Annotated in this window: 20 protein-coding genes; 4 read left to right on the forward strand and 16 right to left on the reverse strand. The window is 61.8% G+C overall.

The window, feature by feature from the left end:
- Positions 1-5 precede the first annotated feature (5 nt).
- The 12 genes from A7J50_RS02075 to A7J50_RS02130 are packed head-to-tail and all read right to left on the reverse strand — an operon-like array spanning position 6 to position 10,817.
- A complete protein-coding gene (locus tag A7J50_RS02075; protein ID WP_064450324.1) occupies positions 6-2,318 on the reverse strand; it encodes an MMPL family transporter in 2,313 nt (770 codons plus the stop codon).
- Positions 2,308-2,991, reverse strand: coding sequence for an outer membrane lipoprotein carrier protein LolA (locus A7J50_RS02080; RefSeq protein ID WP_064450325.1), 684 nt, complete (start codon positions 2,989-2,991; stop codon positions 2,308-2,310). Before A7J50_RS02080 ends, A7J50_RS02075 begins: the two co-directional genes overlap by 11 nt.
- Positions 2,988-3,413, reverse strand: a complete 426-nt coding sequence (locus A7J50_RS02085) for an acyl-CoA thioesterase (protein ID WP_064450326.1) — start codon at positions 3,411-3,413, stop codon at positions 2,988-2,990. Before A7J50_RS02085 ends, A7J50_RS02080 begins: the two co-directional genes overlap by 4 nt.
- Positions 3,406-4,947 (reverse strand): HAL/PAL/TAL family ammonia-lyase, encoded by a 1,542-nt coding sequence (locus tag A7J50_RS02090; protein ID WP_064450327.1) that lies wholly within the window; start codon positions 4,945-4,947, stop codon positions 3,406-3,408. The genes A7J50_RS02085 and A7J50_RS02090 overlap by 8 nt, the downstream gene beginning before the upstream one ends.
- Complete coding sequence (locus tag A7J50_RS02095) at positions 4,931-5,866, reverse strand: glycosyl transferase (protein WP_064450328.1); 936 nt, start codon at positions 5,864-5,866, stop codon at positions 4,931-4,933. Before A7J50_RS02095 ends, A7J50_RS02090 begins: the two co-directional genes overlap by 17 nt.
- Positions 5,863-6,597, reverse strand: a complete 735-nt coding sequence (locus A7J50_RS02100) for a glycosyltransferase family 2 protein (protein ID WP_064450329.1) — start codon at positions 6,595-6,597, stop codon at positions 5,863-5,865. Before A7J50_RS02100 ends, A7J50_RS02095 begins: the two co-directional genes overlap by 4 nt.
- Positions 6,590-8,260, reverse strand: coding sequence for an acyl-CoA synthetase family protein (locus A7J50_RS02105; protein ID WP_064450330.1), 1,671 nt, complete (start codon positions 8,258-8,260; stop codon positions 6,590-6,592). Before A7J50_RS02105 ends, A7J50_RS02100 begins: the two co-directional genes overlap by 8 nt.
- Entirely contained in the window at positions 8,257-8,802 is a 546-nt protein-coding gene (locus tag A7J50_RS02110; RefSeq protein ID WP_064450331.1) for a hypothetical protein, read from the reverse strand. Before A7J50_RS02110 ends, A7J50_RS02105 begins: the two co-directional genes overlap by 4 nt.
- Positions 8,799-9,053: an acyl carrier protein gene (locus tag A7J50_RS02115; protein ID WP_064450332.1), complete on the reverse strand. Its 255-nt coding sequence runs from the start codon at positions 9,051-9,053 to the stop codon at positions 8,799-8,801. Before A7J50_RS02115 ends, A7J50_RS02110 begins: the two co-directional genes overlap by 4 nt.
- A 9-nt stretch (positions 9,054-9,062) precedes the next feature.
- A complete protein-coding gene (locus tag A7J50_RS02120; RefSeq protein WP_064450333.1) occupies positions 9,063-9,332 on the reverse strand; it encodes a phosphopantetheine-binding protein in 270 nt (89 codons plus the stop codon).
- The gene (locus tag A7J50_RS02125) at positions 9,310-10,122 is read right to left on the reverse strand and encodes a lysophospholipid acyltransferase family protein (RefSeq protein WP_064450334.1); all 813 of its coding nucleotides are present in this window, start codon (positions 10,120-10,122) and stop codon (positions 9,310-9,312) included. Before A7J50_RS02125 ends, A7J50_RS02120 begins: the two co-directional genes overlap by 23 nt.
- On the reverse strand, positions 10,098-10,817 hold the full coding sequence (locus tag A7J50_RS02130) for a beta-ketoacyl synthase chain length factor (RefSeq protein ID WP_064450335.1): 720 nt from the start codon (positions 10,815-10,817) through the stop codon (positions 10,098-10,100). The genes A7J50_RS02125 and A7J50_RS02130 overlap by 25 nt, the downstream gene beginning before the upstream one ends.
- Before the next feature lie 338 nt (positions 10,818-11,155).
- Here A7J50_RS02130 and A7J50_RS02135 point away from each other — a divergent pair, with 338 nt between their 5' ends.
- Together A7J50_RS02135 and A7J50_RS02140 are read left to right on the forward strand one after the other, a co-directional pair.
- Positions 11,156-11,926, forward strand: coding sequence for a ParA family protein (locus tag A7J50_RS02135; protein ID WP_012721840.1), 771 nt, complete (start codon positions 11,156-11,158; stop codon positions 11,924-11,926).
- Between the two features lie 477 nt (positions 11,927-12,403).
- Positions 12,404-12,631 carry a DUF6124 family protein gene (locus A7J50_RS02140; protein WP_064450336.1) on the forward strand — a complete coding sequence of 76 codons (228 nt, stop codon included), beginning with the start codon at positions 12,404-12,406 and terminating at the stop codon, positions 12,629-12,631.
- 131 nt (positions 12,632-12,762) lie between these two features.
- On the opposite strand, the gene trxC is transcribed toward A7J50_RS02140, so the two are convergent.
- Entirely contained in the window at positions 12,763-13,197 is a 435-nt protein-coding gene (trxC, locus tag A7J50_RS02145; protein ID WP_064450337.1) for a thioredoxin TrxC, read from the reverse strand.
- Positions 13,198-13,432: 235 nt separating this feature from the next.
- Here trxC and A7J50_RS02150 point away from each other — a divergent pair, with 235 nt between their 5' ends.
- Complete coding sequence (locus A7J50_RS02150) at positions 13,433-13,729, forward strand: type II toxin-antitoxin system HigB family toxin (protein ID WP_064450338.1); 297 nt, start codon at positions 13,433-13,435, stop codon at positions 13,727-13,729.
- Positions 13,726-14,127 (forward strand): helix-turn-helix domain-containing protein, encoded by a 402-nt coding sequence (locus A7J50_RS02155; protein WP_064450339.1) that lies wholly within the window; start codon positions 13,726-13,728, stop codon positions 14,125-14,127. Before A7J50_RS02150 ends, A7J50_RS02155 begins: the two co-directional genes overlap by 4 nt.
- Before the next feature lie 5 nt (positions 14,128-14,132).
- Here the strand turns inward: A7J50_RS02155 and selO are convergent, their stop codons facing one another.
- From selO to A7J50_RS02170, 3 genes are read right to left on the reverse strand one after another with little or no spacing between them, the layout of a single operon-like run.
- Entirely contained in the window at positions 14,133-15,596 is a 1,464-nt protein-coding gene (gene selO / locus A7J50_RS02160) for a protein adenylyltransferase SelO (RefSeq protein WP_064450340.1), read from the reverse strand.
- A gap of 48 nt (positions 15,597-15,644) precedes the next feature.
- The gene (gene mscK, locus A7J50_RS02165) at positions 15,645-18,983 is read right to left on the reverse strand and encodes a mechanosensitive channel MscK (RefSeq protein ID WP_064450341.1); all 3,339 of its coding nucleotides are present in this window, start codon (positions 18,981-18,983) and stop codon (positions 15,645-15,647) included.
- A 56-nt stretch (positions 18,984-19,039) separates the two neighbouring features.
- Positions 19,040-20,782 (reverse strand): potassium/proton antiporter, encoded by a 1,743-nt coding sequence (locus tag A7J50_RS02170; RefSeq protein ID WP_064450342.1) that lies wholly within the window; start codon positions 20,780-20,782, stop codon positions 19,040-19,042.
- Between the last annotated feature and the right edge of the window lie 145 nt (positions 20,783-20,927).

Consider the following 20,927-nt stretch of genomic DNA (forward strand, 5'->3'; position numbering starts at 1 on the left):
CACATTCATAAGGCGTGCTTCTGATGGCCGGCCCAAGGCGCCAGCATAAAGCTGAAAGCCAGGCCCAGGCTGACCGACAGGCCGAAATTGCTCACGGCCGGTGTACTCGACACGGCCAACAGGCCAAACGACAACCAGGTCGTCAGCGCCGCCAGCAGCGTACCTAAAAGACTCACGGCGGCGCCGCCGATCTGCTCACGCATCAAGATCGCGTAGTCGACACTGATGGCGGTGACCAATAGCAGGCCGAACAGGCTGAACAGCGTCAACGGCTGGCCCAGCCAGCCCAGGCTCGCCAGGCTGCACAGCGCCGCGAGCAGTGGCAGGGCGACGATGCGCAAGGCACCACCAAAGCCGAACGGCAGGATCAGCAACACTACGATCAGCACGCATGACATCAATTTCAGTTCAGCCGCGCTGATCTGCGTGTCGGCGAACACTCGGTTCAAATCCCCCAGGCGATCCACCAGTTGCACGCCGGGCAAGTCCAGCGCCTGCACCCGCAGCAGCGCCGGGTTGTTCAAGCCTTGCAAGCTGACCATCGCGGCCACGCCGCCGTCTACCGGGCCGAGCCACAGCGTGCGCCACGGTTCTGCCAATGGCCCCACCAGCGCAGCGTCGATGTCTTCGGTGGGCAGTGCTTTCAGTTGCGCGACTTCAGCGTGCAGGGCGCTGGCGGGAACGCCGAGGTCCAGCAGCGGCTGCCAGTGTTGCGGGAGTTGGTCCAGCGCATCACGCAGTTGTTGCTGCTCGGCAGGCTGGCTGACCAGTTGGTTGAGCGCCAGGTAGCCTTGCAGCTTGTTCATGTTCACCAGTTGGTCCAGGCGTTTGCCCAAGCCGGCCTGGCGTTCCAGCAACTGTTGCTGGTTGTCTGCACGCACCAGGAAGAACTGGCTGGTGGGCTGGAACCCGGTGATGCGCGCCACGGCCTGGGCCTCTTGCAGCAGTTGTGGCGGGGCACCGATCCATTGGCGGATGTCGTTTTTGCTGTTCAGTTGCCACAGGCCACCGGCACAAAAAACCAGCACCCACGCCAGCAAAAACGGGCTCGGTATGCGCTTGATCAAGGACGCACGCAACAGCCACAGGCATTCGGCAATGCGTAGCGGCCATTGCGCCGGGCGCAGTTCGAGGCCCTTGAGCAGCGCGGGCAACAGGCACACGGCGGAGAGGTAGGCACCGACTAAGCCGGCAGCCGAGAACACCGCGATTTGCGTCAGCGCCGGAAAGGGCGTCCAGGCCAGCGCCAAGTAGCCGATGCAACTGGTCGCCAGGCTCAGGCTCAGCCCCGGCAGGGTCAGGCGCAAGGCCGGCCAACTGCGCCACGGCTGCAGGCTCCAGCTTTTCGACAGATAGTGCAGCGGGTAATCCACCGCCACGCCGATCAAGCTGGAGCCGAGTACCAGTGTCATCACATGCATATGGCCGAACAGCGCCACACAGGCCACCGCGCCAAACAGCATGCCGACCAGCACCGGCACAAAGGCCAGCAGCACGCGCCAGCGGCGGAACGCCAGGAGCAACAGCAGCAGAATGCCAAGGGTCGCGCCGCCGCCGACCCAGGTGATTTCCCGGGTGGCCTGCTGCTGCCCGTTGGCCGCATAGAGCAAGCCGCTGGCGGCGAGCAATTGCGCGCCTTGCTCGCTGGCCTGCGCGCGGCTGGCCTTGAGCAAATCCGCCACTTGCAGCGGCAGTTTCATATCAAAGGCATTGCCGGTGGTGCGTGCACGCAGCAGCACCCAGCTTTTGCCGTCGGCGTCGGCGATCAACGCGCCGCTGCCGATATCCAGTTGTACCGAACCGTGTTGCGGCTGGCTGTTCTGGATGCGCCCGGTGAGGCCCAGCCAGTCGTCCTGGCTCGGCACCAGGCTGAACCCGGTGAAAGGGTCGAACAGTGCTTGCACGCGTTGCTGGATGAAGGCGTCGGGGTGGTCGATCAGTTGTTCGCGGTCTTTGGCCGAGAGCATCGCCAGTCGCCCGCGCAGCAATTGCTCACGCAGCGCCGGCAAGTCGGCTTGCAGGTTCCACTGCACCTTTTCAAACAGGCCGCTGGCTTGCCAACGCTCGCCTAGTTGTTGTGCCACGGCCACCGCTTGCTGGCGGTCGGTATGCCCCACCAGCACCAGCATTTCGCGGTTCAAGGGCTCTTGCATGCGCTGCTCGGCTTTCAGCTCGAGGGCATCCGGCGTGTTGCCGGGCACCAGCTCCATCAAGTTGGCCGACAGCGGCGCGCCATGCCGCCATTGCCAGCCGGCCAGGGCCAGCACGGCCACCAGCAGGATCAGGAACAGGCGCGGCAGCAGGCGCTCACTGGGCAAAGTCGTGTTGCTCCGATTCGCTCAACGGCTGGCTGGCTGAGCTGTCCTGCATGCGCAGCACGGTGCTGTCGCCTTGGGTTTCCAGCAATTCGATGGTGTTAACCAGCTCGCCACCGTCGATATTGATCTGGGTGAAAACCTGCTTGAGCAGCAGTGAACGTGGGGTCAGCGTCAGCTTCCACTGGTTGGCTGCGCCTTGCAGTTGCAGTTCGAAGTCGCGCTGCAAGCCGCGGCTGTCGCCCTGGAGCACGGCGAGGAACAGGCGATTCTGCTCGGCGCCGGCGCTCTTGTTCGGCAGCAGTTGCCAGCCGTTGGCGTCACGTCGGGCAATGCCCTGGGCGCTGATGCGGTAATCCTGTTGCAGCGGGGTTTTCAGCAACCAGAGCAGGCCGTGGTCTTTGGCGAGCACGAAGGTGCCTTTGCTGACCAGTGGCTGCGGCAAGGCGCGCAGGTGTTTTTCCTGGATAAAGCTGCCGTGGATCACGGACGGTTTTGCCAACTGATCGCTTAGCTGCTGCAGGTCGAAGGCGTGGGCGCTGAGACTGAGCAACAATCCGGCTCCTGTGGGAGCGAGCTTGCTCGCGAAGAACCTGAGGGCGCTGCGCAGTGTCAGGCGCCCGGCGTTATCGTTAACGTCCATCGCGGGCAAGCCCGCTCCCACAGGAGGTCTCATTTCAGGGCCCTTTCGACGGCGTCGGTGAATGGTTTGGGCGAGGCCAATTGCATCTCGCGGCTGGCAATTTCCACCGCGACTTGCACGGTGCTTGCACGGGTCAGGCGTTCGCCGCTGGCGAGGTCGGTGATCAGGTAGTTGACCTTCAAACGGTTCTCCCATTCCACCAGGCTGGCGCGCACATTGATCGTCTGGCCAAAGGTGGCGCCGCGCACGTAGCGCAGCTGCATGTCGATCACCGGCCAGGCGTAACCCGACTCGAGCATCGCCGTGTAGTTGTGGCCGATCATGTCCAGCAGCGCGCAGCGCGCCACTTCCAGGTACTTCACGTAATGCCCGTGCCACACCACATTCATGGTGTCGATATCGAAAAACGGCACGAGGATCTCGGTGTCGCAATGCAACACGCCCTGGCTACGCATGCAGCCTCCAGTGTTGCTCGGCAATACGTTTGAGGCACAGGCGCAGTTCGCCTTCCAGTGCGCGGTCTTCGATGACCGGCGGGAAGTCCTTGGCCAGTTCTTCATGCATGGCGGCCAAGGCAGGTGGCAGCGCGCGTGCATCGTCAGCCTGGGCGCGCAGCCACACGCCCTGGTTGGCGGCAAGCAGCGTCGCGGCGGCGACCTGCTCGGTCAGCTCCAGCACGCGGATTGCATCGCGGGCGGCGATGGTGCCCATGCTTACTTTGTCCTGGTTATGGCACTCGGTAGAGCGCGAGAACACGCTGGCCGGCATAGTGTTTTTCAGCGCTTCGGCGGTCCACGCGCTGGTGCCGATCTGCACAGCCTTGAAACCGTGATTGATCATCGCGCGGTCGGCCGGGGCACCCGAGAGGTTGCTCGGCAGGCCGTGGTTGTAACGCACGTCCACCAGCAGTGCGAGCTGGCGGTCGAGCAGGTCGGCAACGTTGGCCACCAGGGTCTTGAGGCTGTCCATGGCGAAGGCGATATGCCCGCCGTAGAAGTGCCCGCCGTGCAGCACGCGTTCTTCTTCGGCGTCGATGATCGGGTTGTCGTTGGCGCTGTTCAGTTCGATTTCGATAAACGAGCGCAGCCAGTTCAGGCTGTCGGCCAGCACGCCAAGCACGTGGGGCGCGCAGCGCAGCGAATAGCGATCCTGCAGGCGGTGCAGCGGCGCGGTCGGCGCATCAATCGCCAGGTCCTTGCGCAACCAGGCGGCGACTTGCATCTGCCCCGGGTGCGGCTTGGCGGCGAACAGGCGCTCGTCGAAGTGTTCCGGGTTGCCTTGCAGCGCCACCACGTTCAGCGCGGTGATGCGTGTGGCCAGTTGCAGCAGGTAGTCGGCACGGGCGAAGGCCAGGCAGGCGAGGCCGGTCATCACGGCGGTGCCGTTCATCAATGCCAGGGCTTCCTTGGGGCGCAATACCAGCGGCTCCCAGCCCAATTCGCGGTGCACGTCAGCGGCCTGGCGACGTTCACCTCGGAACATCACTTCGCGCTCGCCGGACAGGGTCGCGGCGACGTAGGACAACGGGGTCAGATCACCGCTGGCGCCCACCGAGCCTTCTTCCGGGATCAGCGGCAGTACGTCGTGTTCAAGGAACGCGTGCAGACGCTCCAGCAACTCCACACGCACACCGGAAACACCGTGGCACAACGACTGTAAACGTGCCGCCAGTACGGCCCGCGTGGCTTGGGCGTCCAGTAACTTGCCCAGCCCGCAACCGTGGAATGTGTAGAGGTGACGCGGCAAAGCCTCGACGTGCTGCAACGGCACCGCCACCACGCAGGAGTCGCCGTAGCCGGTGGTCACGCCGTAGATCACGCCTTCCTTGTCCAGCAACGAGTCGAGAAACTGCGCGCCCTTGGCAATGCGCTGGCGATAGGCGGCATCATCCTGCAATTGCGTGGGCACCTGACGGTTAGCCAGGGCCAATACGTCTTCAATGCGCAAAGCGTGTTCGCCAAAGGTTACCGGCTCAAGATGCGTCGTCATCGGTCTTCCAGAAAGGGTAAAAGTTGAACCACTGTTGGGGCGCTTCCAGGCAGAACTGGCCCAGGCGCGCGGCGTAGCGCGCGGTCCACAGGGCAATCACCTGCTCGCGGGTGCTGCGCTTCCATTCGATCAATGGGGTGAACGGCTCGATGGTCAGGCGATAGCGGCCGTTGTGTTTCAGGCACATCAGCAGGTTGACCGGGCATTTCAACAGGCCGGCCAGCAGCCACGGGCCTTGGGGGAACGCGGCGTGATGGCCGAGGAAATCTACGCGGACCTTGCGCCCACCGTGCAGCGGCACGCGGTCGCCGGCAATCGCAAGCCACTCGCCGTCGTCCAGGCGCTGGCTGAGCAGCAGCATGGTCGCGGGGTCCAGCTCGCTGACCTGGATCAGGCGCAAATGGGTTGCCCCGGCTTCGCCCAGCAGACGGTTGAAGCGTTCTGCGTGCTTGGTGTGCACCAGCACGTTCATGGTGACTTGTTCACCGATCTCGGCCAGCGCACGGCACACTTCGAGGTTGCCCAGGTGCGCGCCCACCAGCATCTGCCCGCGCTCGCCGCGCAGTTGCCCACGCAATTGCGCGGGGTCGTTGATTTCAATCTGTTCGATGCGCAGCTTGCCGTTCCACACGTCGAGCTTGTCGAGCAAGGAGTCGGCGAAGGCCATGAACTGCCCGAATACACGTTTGTGGGTGGGCCGCAACGCATCGCGCCCGCTCCAGTCGGCCAGGCGCTGCTGGTATTCCCAGGCACTCTGGCGTGCCGTGCGGCCGAACAGGAAGAAGTACAGCACGATGCCGTACAGCACCGGGCTTAACAGGCGGCGGCCGAGCACCTTGGCGGCGACGGCGGTGAGTTTCATCAGCCAGAAGCTGCCACGCTCCTCACGGTCGGCCCAGTGTTTGCTGCTGTCGCTCATGCCTGCCACCGTCGCCACAGGATCATTGGCGCGCGCACCAGCATGCCGAAGAACAGCCGCGTGTGCATGGCTGAGATACGCACGTTGTCGCGGAACAAACGGAAGTGCGACAAGCCGTCGGCGGGGTAATGCACTTTGGTCGGCAGCCAGCGCATCGGCTGGTTGCGCCAGGCCAGGCGCACCAGGATGTCCGAGTCGAAATCCATGCGCGTGCCGATGTAGGCCGAGTCCATCAACGCCAGGGTGGGCGCCAGCGGGTACACGCGAAAGCCGCACATCGAGTCGCGAATCTGCAGCGACAAGGTATTGATCCACACCCATACGTGGGTCAGGTAACGTGCGTACAGGCGGCCCTTGGGCACGCTCTCGTCGTATTCCGGGTAGCCGCAGATCACGGCGTCCGGTTGCATGCGGGAGGTGTCGAGGAAGCACTCGACTTCACGCAGGTCGTGCTGGCCGTCGGCATCCACTTGCAGGGCGTGCGTGAAGCCCAGGCGCGCAGCTTCGCGGAAACCGGCCATGACCGCGCCACCCTTGCCTTGATTGTTCGGCAGGGTCAGCAAGGTAACGTTTTCAAGCGTCGCCAATTGCGCCAATACCGCCGCGCAGGCCGGGCTGCTGCCGTCGTCGATCAGCAGGCACGGCAGGCCGCTGTTCAACAGGCTGTGAACCACGGCGGGTACGGCGGCTTCGTGGTTGTAGACCGGGATCAGGGCGCAGGGGTTATGCATGCGCGGTCACCAGTTGAATCCGGCCGCTGGAGCAGGCTGCGACGCCGTTGCGGTAGGCGAAGTACAGCTTGCCGCGTTCCGGGTCGAAGCGCAGGTGTAACTCAACTTGATCGCCGGGGCGCACCAGTTGCTGGAACTTGAGCACTTCCATGCCGGCAAAGGTGGCGGGCAGGTCGAGCAGTTGCTGGCCGAGGTTGAACGCCCACTCCACTTGCACCACGCCTGGCAGCACCGGTGTGACGGGGAAGTGGCCGCTGAAGTAGGCCAGGTCCGGCGGAATGTTCAGCTGCACGGTCCATTCGCCATTGGCTTGGACTTGCTCCAGCACTTCCGGCGCTTTTGGCCGTGGCGCCAGCAGCAGCGCGGCGACGTCGGCCTGGGGTAGTTTGCCTTGGGCATTGAGCGGCAACTGGCGCAGCAAACGCCAGCGGCGGGGCAGGGCCAGCGCTTCGCAATGTTGGCTCAGGTGCTGGCGCAAGGTTTGGGTGACGGTGCGGCGGCCCTGGTTGCGCAGGGCATGCAAGCCTTCGGCACTGAGCACCACCAGCGCGCCGAGTGATGCGCGGTTTTCCTGCACCACGCCCAGCCGGGTGTCGGCGACCCAGTCATGGGCCATCAGCGCCTGTTCCAGCATGGGCAGCGAGATGCGTTTTTCTTCCAGTTTGACGATACGGTCCAGACGCCCCAGCAGCTCGAAACGGCCATCGGAATGGATGCGCGCAGCGTCGGCAGTTTGTTCGATATGCCCGGCGGGCAGGTACGGTGAGGCGATGCGCAGGGCGCCATCGGCGTCCTGGCTCAGTTGCACATCGGCAAACGGCTGCCAGGGTTGTGCACCCTGGCGCCAGGCGATGCCGCCGGTTTCGGAGCTGCCGAGGATTTCCGTCGGCCATTGCTGCAAGCGGTCGTACAAGCTGCCGGCAGCCTCCACGGGCAACGCGCCGCCAGAAGAGAAGACACGCGACACCTGGCTCAGCGCGGGCCAGTCGAGGTTATCGCCCATGCGCTTGAGCAACGCCGGGCTGGCGACCCAGGCAAATTGCGGGTGCTCACGGCTGGCGCGCTGCATGTCTTCGGGGAAGGCCAGTTGTTTGCGCACAAAGGTACGACCGGCGCACAGCGGCCACAGCACGCGGAACAGCAAGCCGTAAATGTGCTGGGTGGCGACGCTGCCGATGATGCAGGCGTCTTTGAGGTCCGCGCCCCACAGGTCTTCCAGGGCCTCGACTTCATTGGCCAGCTGGCGCAGGGTCTTGTCGATACGCTTGGGCTCGCCGCTTGAGCCAGAGGTGCACAGGCTGAGTTGGCAAGTATCCAGGTCGAGCGCGGCAGGGCTCAATGGCACTTGATACAACGCATCGAGATCGGCGGTGTCAACCAGCCAGGCGTCTACGGCAGCGTCCCAGCGTTGGCGGGTCTGGGGTTGCAGGTCGGCGGGCAGCAGCACGCTGACCCCGGCTCGCCAGGCGCCCAGCAGGGCAATCGCCAGCTGGCCGGCATCTTCAAGGTGCACCGCCAAACGCTGGATACCCTGCGCTTGCAGGCCCGCCGCCAGGCTCAGGGATTGGGCCCACAGTTGGGCGTGATTCATCGCAGGTTCGGTGGTGACCGACCGTTGTTCCAGCGGCTCAAGCAGCAAGTGCTCAAGTTTCAACCCATTCATACGCGGCCTCGAACCCTTTGTCGTACCAGCCATTCCACGGCAAACAACAGCCCCATCAGCCCGTAGGCGATCAGCCCGTTGTACAACGTCCACCAGCTCAGCGGCGCCCACAGGGTGAGGGCGGCGGCGAGCAGGCCATTACACAGAAAAAACACACTCCATACCACGGTGACCCGGCGGGTATACACAACCGCTTCGGGCGGCAGCTGCGGCTCGGTCATGCGCGCCAGGCGTTCGACCATCGGCGGGCCATATTTCAGGCTCAGGCCAAACAGCGCCAGCATGAACGCGCTGACCAGGCTCGGGTACCAGCGCAGCAGGTGCGGGTTGTCGAACCAGGCCAGCAGCAGGCAGAACAGGATCACCGCCACGGCCATCCAGCGGCTGCCGGGGCGGCGCGCTCCGGTCAGCGCACGCAACAGCCACAGGCTGCCCAGCAGCAAGCCGAATTGCCACGGCGCAAAGTGTTCGGTGCCGTAATACACCGCAAAGGGGTACAGCAGCCCCGCCAGCAACAGGCCAAGGCCGATCAAGCGTCTCATGCGGCTGGACTGACCAGACGGTACACCGCCTCAACCACGTCATCGACGGTGCGCACCGCCTTGAACTCTTCGGCGGCGATCTTCTTGCCGGTCTGGCGCTTGATATGGTCGATCAGGTCCACGGCATCGATGCTGTCGATTTCCAGGTCCTGGTAGAGGTTCGCGTCGAGGGTGACGCGTTCCGGCGGCAATTCAAACAGTTCCACCATGGCGTTGCGCAGGGTGTTGAAAATATCGTCACGAGTTTGCATGGTCCGGTCTCAAGCTGCCTGTCTGGCCGTGACGAACGCCGCAAGGCTGGCCACGTTGGTGAAGTGATTGCGGGTGTCCTTGGCGTCGGCATCGATCTTGATGCCGTACTTTTTCTGAATCGCCAGGCCCAATTCCAGGGCGTCGACTGAATCCAGGCCCAGGCCTTCGCCGAACAGGGTTTGTTCGCTGCCGATGTCGTCGACGCTGATATCTTCCAGGCCCAAGGCCTCGATGATCAGTGTCTTTATGTCGTGCTCAAGGCTGTGTTGGTCGCTCATCTTCGGCGAGCTCCTTAATAAAATAGTCGTGCAGGTAATCGTTGAGCTTGCGTGAAGCCTGGGGCGCGGGCCCGAGTGCGGCAAACGCTTGTGGTTGTATATCGGCCCCTACCCGCAAACTGAAGTGCACGCGGCATTTAGGGATGCGATACCAGGGTTCGGCCTTGGTCAGAGTGCTGGGGCTGACCTTGATCACCACGGGGGTGATGATTGTCGCACCGCGCAGCGCAATGGCGGCGCCCCCGCGATGAAAGGCGGGCACCGCGCCGGGTGAAGTGCGGGTGCCTTCGGGAAAGATGATCAGTGTCTGGCCTTCGCGCAGGGCATCGGCGGCGGCATCAAGCATTTCGGCGCTGCCGTCGTTGCTGATATAGCTGGCATCACGCACCGGCCCACGGGTAAAGGGGTTTTGCCACAGGCTCTGCTTGACCACGCAGTTGGCCTGGCGCACCAGGCCGATCAAAAACACCACGTCGATCAGCGACGGGTGGTTTGCAATGATCATTTGGCCGGGGCGCCCGAGTTTTTCCGCGCCTTCGACGCTGTACGTCAGCACGCCGGCGCGTTGCATCAGGCGAATAAAGAACCAGAACAGCTTGCTGATGGTGTGACGGGCACGGCGCTGGTGTTTTTCAGCGCTGCCCGGCAGGCAGCCGAGCAAAGGAAAAACCAGCAGACGCAGGCACAGCCCGCCGACGCCGAACAGGAAGAAGCTGGCGGCGGTGGCGAACAGGCGCCAGTAATAGGCATCCCGTGGCTTGTCGGTCATGGCTGGCGTTGCCAGTTCCATACGCGGTTCTTCCAGGCATGTTGGCAGGCGGCCTGCTCAGTGAGCAGGGTGCGCAGCAGGTTCAGGGCATGAGGCCACTGGTTTTGAGTGAGTTGGACAGCGCCGCTGTTTAGTTCCAATCGCCACTCGTCGCCCGGTGTCAGCAGCAGGCCGAGTGCATAGGGAAAGGGCACATCAACGATCCAGCTGGCGTAGGCCTCGGGTGGTTGTTCTTCGGTAATCACCAGCAATACTGCGGGGGCGCCTTCGTTGAGCAGCGCGGCCGCTTCGAGCATGCCGTGTTCCAGGCCATCGCCGGCAGCGGCGAGGGCGGTCATTTCGCTGGTTTCATTGCGCAGGATCGACCACAGGCCAATCACCGCGTTATGCACCGACAGGCTGAACTGTGTGGGCGACAGCGGCTGCTCGTTGGCCAGGTCGCTGAGGATGTCGAGGGTGCGCGGGGTTTCGCCGTGCCGGGAGATAAACACCAGCGGCAGGTCTTGCAGGCCCTCGGCCAGCGGCCAGCCCACGCTGAACGCCATGCGCGCCAGTCGGCTCAGGCGGCGGCGCTGCATGGCGGGCAGGAATGACACATCGGGGGACGCATCGCTTGCGGGCAGCATCACGGGCGCCTGGCACCAGGCGTGCCAGTCGTGCGCAGTCTCCAGGCCAGGAGCCCAGGCGCGCCATTGGGCGATATTGAAAGTGATCACTGAGAAGTTATCCCGCCCCTGCGGGCTTCCATGTGCGGCCGTTGGCCCCGAATACCGGGACAGGGAACAATGACCGAATGGCGCGCATTATCCCGGTGCTGCGGGGTTCTAGCAAACATTGGTAAATAATTGTTCACTGCTTATTACAATTTTCTGGAAAGGATTTACACATTGTCCTTTACCTCAGGCCAAGAGGATTGTCGGACTATTCCTTTTAATGTGTCGGGGGGCGGGAGAATCTGACCGCCGTGATGCGGCAGTGCATGGATGAACGAGGTAGCTAACAGGCGCTTTTGCCCTCTACACTCGGACATTCATTGATACACGGAGGTTTTTCCATGCGGCGTGTGGTGTTCAATCAGAAAGGTGGCGTTGGCAAGTCCAGCATCGCCTGCAACCTGGCGGCGGTGAGCGCCAGTGAAGGCTATCGAACCCTGTTGGTGGACCTCGATGCACAGGCCAACTCAACCCAGTACCTCACTGGGCTGACCGGCGACGATATCCCGATGGGCATTGCCGAATTCTTCAAGCAAACCCTGTCTTCCGGGCCGTTTTCGAAGAAAAATCGGGTGGATATCTACGAAACGCCGTTCGATAACCTGCATGTCATCACCGCGACCGCCGAGCTGGCGGACCTGCAGCCCAAGCTTGAGGCCAAGCACAAGATCAATAAGTTGCGAAAGCTGCTGGATGAGCTGAGCGAGGATTACGACCGGATTTACCTGGATACCCCGCCGGCCCTGAATTTCTACGCGGTTTCGGCGCTGATTGCCGCTGATCGGGTACTAATCCCCTTCGATTGCGACAGTTTCTCGCGCCAGGCGCTGTACGGCTTGCTGGCGGAAATCGAAGAATTGAAGGAAGACCACAATGAAGGCCTGGAAGTGGAAGGCATCGTGGTCAACCAGTTCCAGGCCCGTGCGAGCCTGCCGCAGCAGATGCTTGATGAGCTGATTGCCGAAGGCCTGCCGGTGCTGCCGGTGTACCTGGCCAGCTCCGTGCGCATGCGCGAGTCGCACCAGGAGAACAAGCCGCTGATCCACCTCGACCCACGGCATAAGCTGACGCAACAGTTTGTGGAGTTGCATAACTTGCTGGAAAACGCCTGATCCTTGCCGTCACCGCATAACCTGTGGGAGCTGGCTTGCCTGCGATACAGGCGACCCGGTCTGTCAGGCACACTGAGGCGATGCCATCGCAGGCAAGCCAGCTCCCACCTTTGTTTTTGCATTCCTGTAGGGGGATTTGGATGGGGCCCACAGAGGCTGTAGGAAGGGTCTGGCAAGCGGGGTTGTGTCTTGTATCGTTGCCTACAGGTAAGCCAGAATCCGCCGGCTTGTGCGTCTGGATGGGCGTCTCTAAGGTTCTCGGACCGCTGAATGTTCAGTGGTCGGGTTTAGTAGCCCGAAGAACGGCGTAAAGTGCACGAGCTTCATCTAGCAGACTTTTGTCTGTGTTTGATGGTGGCTGTGCGTAGGGCATCTTCGGGTGCGCCGGCTTTGCGTTGTTCCCCGGTCTACTAACCTGCGCACAGCTGCCACCCTCGTTTAGTAGCGAGGTAAGGGCGGCCCACTCCGGGAATAACGATGAAAACCAGTAATCTTTACAGCATTACCCCCAACCTCTCCACAGAAGCCCTCGTGCTCAACAGCTACGAGACCTTCTCTTCCGTTCGAACCCTATTGCTCAACCTGTCCAACGATCTCACCGGCGAACACCGCGATGTCGCCCTGGCTATCCATCAATTAAGCGAACTCGGTGTACAACTCGTAGGCCAGATGATGGACCGCGAATCCCCCGTAGCCTCAAGGTAAAACGCGGACAAAAATGTGGGAGGGGGCTTGCTCCCGATAGCGGTGTGCCAGTCACTGCATACATTGACTGACCCACTGCCATCGGGAGCAAGCCCCCTCCCACATGGGTCGCGGTGCTCGCAAAATCTGAGTTACACGCCCTGGCTACGCAACCAGCTCATCAACTGCGGCAACGGAAAAGCCCCACTCTGGCGCGCCACTTCGCGGCCGTTCTTGAACAGAATCAAACTGGGGATCGAACGAATCCCCAACTGCGCCGAGAGCTGCTGATTAGCCTCGCTGTCCAGCTTGGCCAAGCGACATTTGCCTTCCAACTGAGCGGCTGCCTGCTCAAACACCGGCGCAAAAGACTTACACGGCCCACACCACTCGGCCCACACGTCCACCAGCAGCGGCAGGTCGCCCTTGATCTGGCTGGCGTAGTCACCTTGTTTCAGCTCAAAAGGCTTGTTGAGCAAAACGGGTTGCTTACAGCGCCCGCATTTAGGGGAATCGCTCAGGCGTTCGCCGGGGATACGGTTGAGGCCGTTGCAATGTGGGCAGGGGATGACGAGAGGTTCGGACATGGTGGGCTCCTTGGGTATGGCCAATGGAGTGAATTTGGAGTCAGCGCCCGGGTTTATCAAGGCGTGGAGCAAATGACTTATCCCCTCACAGTTTGCCGATGCTGATGTGAGGCCGCCTGTCTACGCTGTCGGAGCTTGTTCTGTTTTGCGCCATCTGTCTGTTTGCGGATATAGCAAATTGCGATAGTTCGGATTCGGGTTTAACCTTCATGGCACGATGCGATAAGGATGTTGCATGCGAGTGATCAGCGAGAAAAGGATTTGGGAGGCAAAGGAAAAATGGCCGCGTTCAACAAGTGCTTTAGATGAGTGGTACCGCCGGATTAAGCGCAACAGCCCGGCTGACTTCGCTTCTATGAAAGGCATTTTTCCCGCAACAGATAAAGTTGGGCAGCTCCATGTGTTCGACATTGGGGGAAACAAGCTGAGGCTAATCGCTTTCGTGCGGTACCAAAAGCAACGAATTTACATCAAGTATCTGCTAGATCACCGCGCCTATGAACAGGATAACTGGAAGGAGAAAATCAGATGAGCGCACTCATTCGGCTCGCTGCTGAACATTGGCAATTTGTTTCACCCTTGCTGCGCAAGCCTAAAAATGAGGCGGATTACGACGTACTGGTGACTGCTCTCGACGAACTGCTGGACCTGATCGGTGAGGATGAATCAAATCCTCTGATGAGCTTGGTGGATATTCTCAGTGATTGGATTGAAGCCTACGACCTTGAGCATCGCCCGATGCCCGTCGCCAGTGGTGTGGACGTGCTGCGCGCAATGATGCGCGAGCACGGTTTGAACCAGAGTGATTTGCCAGGTGTAGGCACACAGTCGGTTGTTTCTGAAATTCTGAGCGGTAAGCGCAAGCTCAATCTGCGGCAGATTAGATGGCTGGCCGACCGATTTGGGGTGTCAGTGGAGACCTTTATCTAGGAGGTTTATGAAGAACAACTAATCTCCAAATGCTTGCCCCAATCCGGCGGCCGCTGGGCGTATTGCTCCATCCCCGGCTGTTCTTCGAACGGTTTGCTCAGCACTTCATGCAGCCGCCTTACTTCGCTGTAATCACCTGACTCGGCGGCGGCGATGGCGTTCTGCGCCAGATAGTTGCGCAGGATGTACAGCGGGTTGACCGCATGCATCCGCTCGCGGCGCTGCACTTCGTTGTAATCCCCATCCCGGGCAACCCGGGCTTTGTACAACTCAGCCCACGCATCAAACCCGGCCAAATCGACAAAGTCATCACGCAACCGCGCCACGGCCAACGCCGCCGGCTCATCGCCCAGGCGCCGGAAGAACAGCGTGTAGTCCACGCCGCTGTTCTGCATCAGTTTCAGCAAGCGCTCCACCAGCTTCTGGTCATCCTCTTCGGCGGTGGTGAGCCCTAACCGGCGGCGCATCAAGTCCAGGTAGTGCGCCTGATACAGCGGCAGGTACAGACCGAGCGCTTCTTTCAAGGCGTCGACGCTGATAAACGGCGTGAGTGCCTGGGCCAGCGCACTCAGGTTCCACTGCCCGATCGGCACCTGGTTGCTGAAGGAGTAACGCCCTTCATGATCGGAATGGTTGCAGATGAAGTGAGCATCAAAGTCGTCGAGAAACGCAAACGGCCCGAAGTCGAAGGTGATGCCCAGGATCGACATGTTGTCGGTGTTCATCACGCCGTGGCAGAAGCCATAGGCTTGCCATTTGGCGATCATCTCTGCATTGCGTTCGACGATTTCGCGGAACATTGCCAGGTAGGGCTCGGGCTGTTCGCGGCACTCGGGGTAGTGCAGGTTCAACACGTGTTCGGCCAGTTCTGCCTGCTGCTCGGGCTTTTTGGTGTAGTAGAAATATTCGAAATGCCCGAAGCGAATATGGCTGTGAGCCAGGCGCAACACCATGGCGCCACGTTCCTGTTTCTCGCGCCATACCGGGGTGCTGGAGCCGACCACGCACAACGCGCGGCTGCTGGGGATGCCCAGTGCGTGCAGGGCTTCGGAAGCGAGAAATTCACGAATCGAAGAACGCAGCACCGCGCGACCATCGCCCATGCGCGAGTAAGGCGTCATCCCGGCACCTTTGAGGTGCAAGTCCCAATGCTCGCCAGCCGCGTTGTACACCTCACCCAGCAACAACCCACGGCCATCACCCAGTTGCGGTGTGTAGCCGCCGAACTGATGCCCGGAATAGACCATCGCCCGTGGTTCCGCTTCGGCCCACAGCTTGTGCCCGCTGAAAAGCTCAGCGAACACCGGTGTTTCGGCCACCGCCGGGTCGAGGTCAAGCAGTGCCATGGCGGCACTGCTCGCCACGACAAGGCGCGGCTCGTCGAGGGGTTCGGGCAGTACGTGGGTTGAGAACGCGTCGCCCAGGCGTGCGAAGCGGTTGTCGAAGGTCAGTTCGTCGAGGGCTTTCACCGGCCATCTCCAGCAGAATGTCCGAGCATTCTGCTGGGGATAGACGCGTTAGTCGAGTTTGCTCGGCGGCGGCTCTTGCGCACCGCCGTCGTTGGCGGGCTTGGCCGGGGTGTCGACTTCTACCAGTTTGTATTCCTGGCCGTGGAGGTTTTTGAGGTAGACCTCCATCTGACGGAACGAGATGTTGATGTGGTGGTTCTTGAACTCACGGTTGATAAAGCGGTTTACCTCGTCGATTACCGGGTTGCGGTCACCCAGGTCGCGCACGTGCATGCGCAGTTCGTGGTCGAGGGTGCTTTCGCCGAAGTTGAGGAAGTACACATGGGGTTCCGGCTCTTTCAGCACGCGGGGGTTTTCCCTGGCGGCCTTGAGCAACAGATCCTTCACCAGATCCAGGTCTGAACCGTAGTCCACGCCCAGTTTCAGAGTGACGCGGGTGATGGTGTCGGTCAGCGACCAGTTGATCAGTTGCCCGGTGATGAAGGTTTTGTTCGGGACAATGATGTCTTTGCGGTCGAAGTCGGTGATGGTGGTGGCACGGATGCGGATCTTGCTGACCGTGCCCGACAGGTTGCCGATGGTGATGGTGTCGCCGATGCGCACCGGGCGTTCGAACAGGATCATGATGCCGGAGATAAAGTTGGCGAAGATCTCCTGCATCCCGAAGCCCAACCCCACCGACAGCGCCGCCACCAGCCATTGCAACTTGTCCCAGCTCACGCCGAGGGTAGACAGCGTGGAGACGAAACCCACGCCGGCAATCACATACGACAGCAAGGTGGTTGTGGCGTAGGCGCTGCCTTGGGCCAGATCCAGCTTGGACAGCACCAGCACCTCGAGCAAACCGGGCAGGTTGCGCGCCAGGGCAAAGGTGATACTGATGATGATCGACGCCCCGAGCAAGTCGCCGATGCTGATCGGCACCATGCTGATATTGGCGCCGGTGCCGCTGGTGTATTCGTAGAGGGTGACGTTGTCCAGGTAGGAGAAGACGGTGATCAGGTCTTTCCACACCCAATACAGCGCGGCGATAAAACCGCCGAGCAGGGCCAGGCGAATCAGGCGCATGGACTGTTCGTTGACTTGCTCGATGTCCAGGGTCGGTTCTTCTATCACCGCTTCGCCGTCACCGGCTTCCTTGGCGGCCTGGCGTTTGGCCAGGGCGCGCGCATAGGCCAGGCGCCGTGCGGCCACTCCCAGGCCGCGCACGAAGGTGGCCTCTATGACGAGCCAGAACATCAGCAGGTACAAGGTGTTGATCAAGCGGTCGCTGAGCTTGAGCGCGGTGTAGTAGTAGCCAAAGCACACCGCGATAAACAGGGCGATGGGCAGGGCGGTAAACATCAAGCCTACGGCTTTACGAAACAGCGAGGCTTTTTCGTGGGTCGGGCTGTTCAACAGCAGGCGGCCCAGCAGCCAGGCCATCAGCGCGTAGCAGGTCAGCACCACGCCGATGCCCAGCACGTCGTCGGCCAGCGCTGCCGGCTGGTGCTCGGCGATCGCCACCACCGCCACCAGGGCCAGCACCACCAGCCCGAGCTTGCGTACCCATCCCTGCAGAAAGTGGACCTGAGGCCGTTCCCAGCGGAAGTGCAGCTCTGCCACGCCGCCCGGGGCGAGGATTCGGTAAGCGGTGTAGAACACCAGCCATGCCTGGGCGATCTGCAACAAGGCAGCGCCCAGGTTGGCGTTTTGTCCACGGGCGTCAATTTGCAATGCGTAGCCGCACAGCGCCAGGCCCAGGGACACCGGCATCGCCAGCAGGATATTGATCAAAATCGCCTGCGGCGTGTGCCACTGGCTGTCGCGTTTGAAGTGGCCGATGTCCAGGTGCACCTTGTTCAGGCGCTGGTACAAGGCTTTGCGCCGCCACAACAGCGCGCCGATCAATAGCAGTAACGGCAGGAACAGCAGTGGGCGCTGGGTCAGGCCGTCATACAGTTCGCTGACGCTGGAAGCCCAGGGCAGGGTGGTGACCTGCTTGCTCAGGTGGTCCGGTACGGTTTCCAGCCACTCGGTGTCCAGCGGCTTGTTGCTGGGGATCCAGAACATTTGCTCGTCGAGGGTCGCACGCAGGTTGGTGGCGGTGCTGAGCAGTTGTTTCTGGTTCAGTTGCAGGGTGATCGATTCGTTGAGCAGCGCGCTCAGCTCACGGCTCAGGCGCTCCAGCAGGTCGCTGCGGGTGATTGCCAGCTCCAGCAGGGTACGTCGCAGTTGCGGCGTTACGTCGTCGGGTGGCTGGTTGGCGAGCAGGTTATCCACATACGTGCTGGGGGTGCTGATCAGCTCGCGCTGCTGGTTGACCTCGAACTGGTACAGGCGAATGTTGGCGATATCGTCTGCCAGGTTGCGATCCACGGTGAGGCGTGGCAGCGCCTGTTTTTGTTTATAGAGAATCTTGGAGAGCAGCAGGCTGCCCTTGAGCACGTTGATCTGTTCGTCCAGCGCCGAGTCGCTTTGGGTCACGGTGTCCAGTTGCTGCTTGGTCTGCAGGTTTTTCTGGGTCAGGTCGTTGAGGCGGTCGGTGCTTTTGAGCAGGTAGTCGGAGAGCTTCAGGTTGGCTGCGCTCTCCGTGGCCAACAGGCTGCTGCCGCCGGCTTTCTGCGCTTCGATGGATTGTTGGGTAACGGTCTGCTGGGATTGGGCCAGGCGTTTCTGGTTGATCAGGGTTTGCAGGTCCTGGATCTCTTGTTCCAGGCGCGCGGTTTTTTCCACCACCAGATCGTGCTGGCTGTTACCCAGGTCTTGCAGTTGGCTGTTACCGGCCAGTTCCTGGCGGCGCAGCGGGATCAGGGCATTGAGGGCCGCGAGTTCGGCGTTCAACTGGTTGCGCTGGTCGCCGCTGAGCGTCTTGCCGTTGTCTTTGCCGGCCTTGAGGATCGAGTTGATCTGCTGGATGCGCGTCTGGCTGCTGCTGATTTCAGTCTGGGCGCGCTCGGGCCGGGTCTGGGCGGCGATGGTCAGGCTGTTGGCCTCGGCCAGCTCTTTTTGCAGGTCGCCTTGCTGGGTGGTGCGCTGCACCAGCAATTGCTCGAGCTGCGGCACCGGCAGGGTGGCGTAGCGTTGGGCCACCGGGATGATTTTGGTGGCCTTGAGCCGCACCAATTCACGCTGGTTGTCGGTGGTCTGGCGCGGGGCGGCTTCCAGCTGGCGTTTGAGGTCGGCGAGGCGCTGCTCGTAATCCTGCTTGTTGCCCAGGTAGGTCAGGGTCTGTTGCAGGATTGTTTGCAGCGCCTTCATGTCGGCGTCGGGCAGCTTGCGGTCGGGCAGCTTGTCCAGGGTTTGCTGGATGGCGTCGGCGCTGGGCGGGTCGGCGGCGTAAACGCTGCCGACACAAAGGGTCAGGCCCAGCAGGGCAGTGGCTATAAAGGTGCGCAGAGTTGTCATGGATACCGGTCGAGCAAGGTAAAGAAGGTGGTGGCGTGGCGCCATAGCCCCGCAGTTTAGAGGAAGAGTCCAGGGCCTGGACGACTTCCTTCGGGGAATTTGACGCCGACTTTTCCAATCTTGTTCCCGTCCATGACTGCGACGGTCCACAGGGTGTTGTTCCATTCCACTTGGTCGCCCACAACCGGCGCGCCGCCGACTTTCTGAGTGATGAAGCGGCTCAATGGCATATCCGGGTCGATGCCTTCGAGCTTGAGGCCGTACAGGGCGGAGACCGCGCCCAACTGGGCGTCGCCTTCGAGCACAAAATCGCCGAAGAAACGCAGGTCGAGGCCGCGTTGCGGTGCCTGGCTGAACAACTTGCCCAAGGCCGGGAGGTTGTGTTCGTGGCCGATCACACAGAGCAAATCGTCGACTTCCAGCACCGTACTACCCGACGGGTGGAGCAGTTGCTGGCCGCGGAACAGGGCGGCGATGCGTGTGCCCTCGGGCATTTTCAGCTCGCGCAGGGCCGCGCCGATGCACCATTTCTCCGCGCCCAGGCGGTAGACGAACAGCTCCCACTCGCTGGTGACGTGTACTTCGAGGGCCGCGCGGGAAATCGGCGCAGGTTCCGGCGGTACGGTGACTTTCAGCAGCTTGGCCACCCACGGCAGGCTTGTGCCCTGCACCAGCAACGACACCAGCACGATAAAGAACGCCAGGTTGAAATACAGCTGCGCGTGAGGCAGGCCGGCCATCAACGGGAACACCGCCAGGATGATCGGTACCGCGCCGCGCAGGCCGACCCAGGCGATAAAGGCTTTTTCGCGACCGTGGAACGCTTTGAACGGCAGCAGGCCGACCATCACCGACAGCGGCCGCGCAAACAGGATCATCCACAGCGCCAGGCCCAATGCTGGCAGGGCAATCGGCAGCAAGTCATGGGGCGTGACCAGCAGGCCCAGCACCAAAAACATGCCGATCTGTGCCAGCCAGGCCATGCCGTCGAGCATGTGCAAAATGCCGTGACGGCTACGCACCGGGCGGTTGCCGATCACCAGGCCGCACAGGTACACGGCGAGGAAACCGCTGCCGTGCAGGGCGTTGGTCAAGGCAAACACCAGCAGGCCACCGGCGATCACCAGAATCGGGTACAGGCCGGTGGCCAGGTTGATGCGGTTGACCATTTGCAGCATCAGCCAGCCGCCGCCCAGGCCGACAATACCGCCGATGCCGAATTCACGGATAAGGTGGCCCAACAGGCTCCAGTGCAGGCCGGTTTGGCCGCTGGCCAGCATGTCGATCAGGGTGACGGTGAGGAACACGGCCATTGGGTCGTTGCTGCCGGATTCGATTTCCAGGCTGGCGCTGACCCGTTCGTTCAGGCCCTTGCCGCCCAGCAGCGAGAACACTGCCGCGGCGTCCGTCGAGCCGACGATGGCGCCGATCAACAAGCCTTGAATGATATTAAGGTTGAACAGCCAGGCCGCAGCCATGCCGGTGAGGCCGGTGGTAATCAACACCCCCACCGTGGCCAGCGATAATGCCGGCCAGAGTGCCACGCGGAAACTCGCCACCCGTGTGCGCAAGCCGCCGTCGAGCAGGATCACTGCCAGCGCAAGGTTGCCCACCAGGTAGGCGGTCGGGTAGTTATCGAAGATGATGCCGCCGCCGTCGACGCCGGCGGCCATGCCTACGGCCAGGATGATCACCAGAATCGGGATGCCCAGGCGTGACGAAAGAGAACTTACCAGAATGCTCGCACCCACCAGCAACGCGCCGATCAAGAACAGGCTGTTGATGGTCGTCGCATTCAAAGGCAGTACTCCAGAACTGGGAAGACGGGCGCGAACTGACCATGCAGTCTGCGTGCCAGCGATTCTAACCTGTTGAATTGCAGTGCTGTCAAAAAGCTTTCGCGGGCCTGCACCCATCCAATGTGGGAGCTGGCTTGCCTGTGAT

It is taken from the genome of Pseudomonas antarctica (assembly GCF_001647715.1).
Classification (GTDB): Bacteria; Pseudomonadota; Gammaproteobacteria; order Pseudomonadales; family Pseudomonadaceae; genus Aquipseudomonas; species Aquipseudomonas antarctica_A.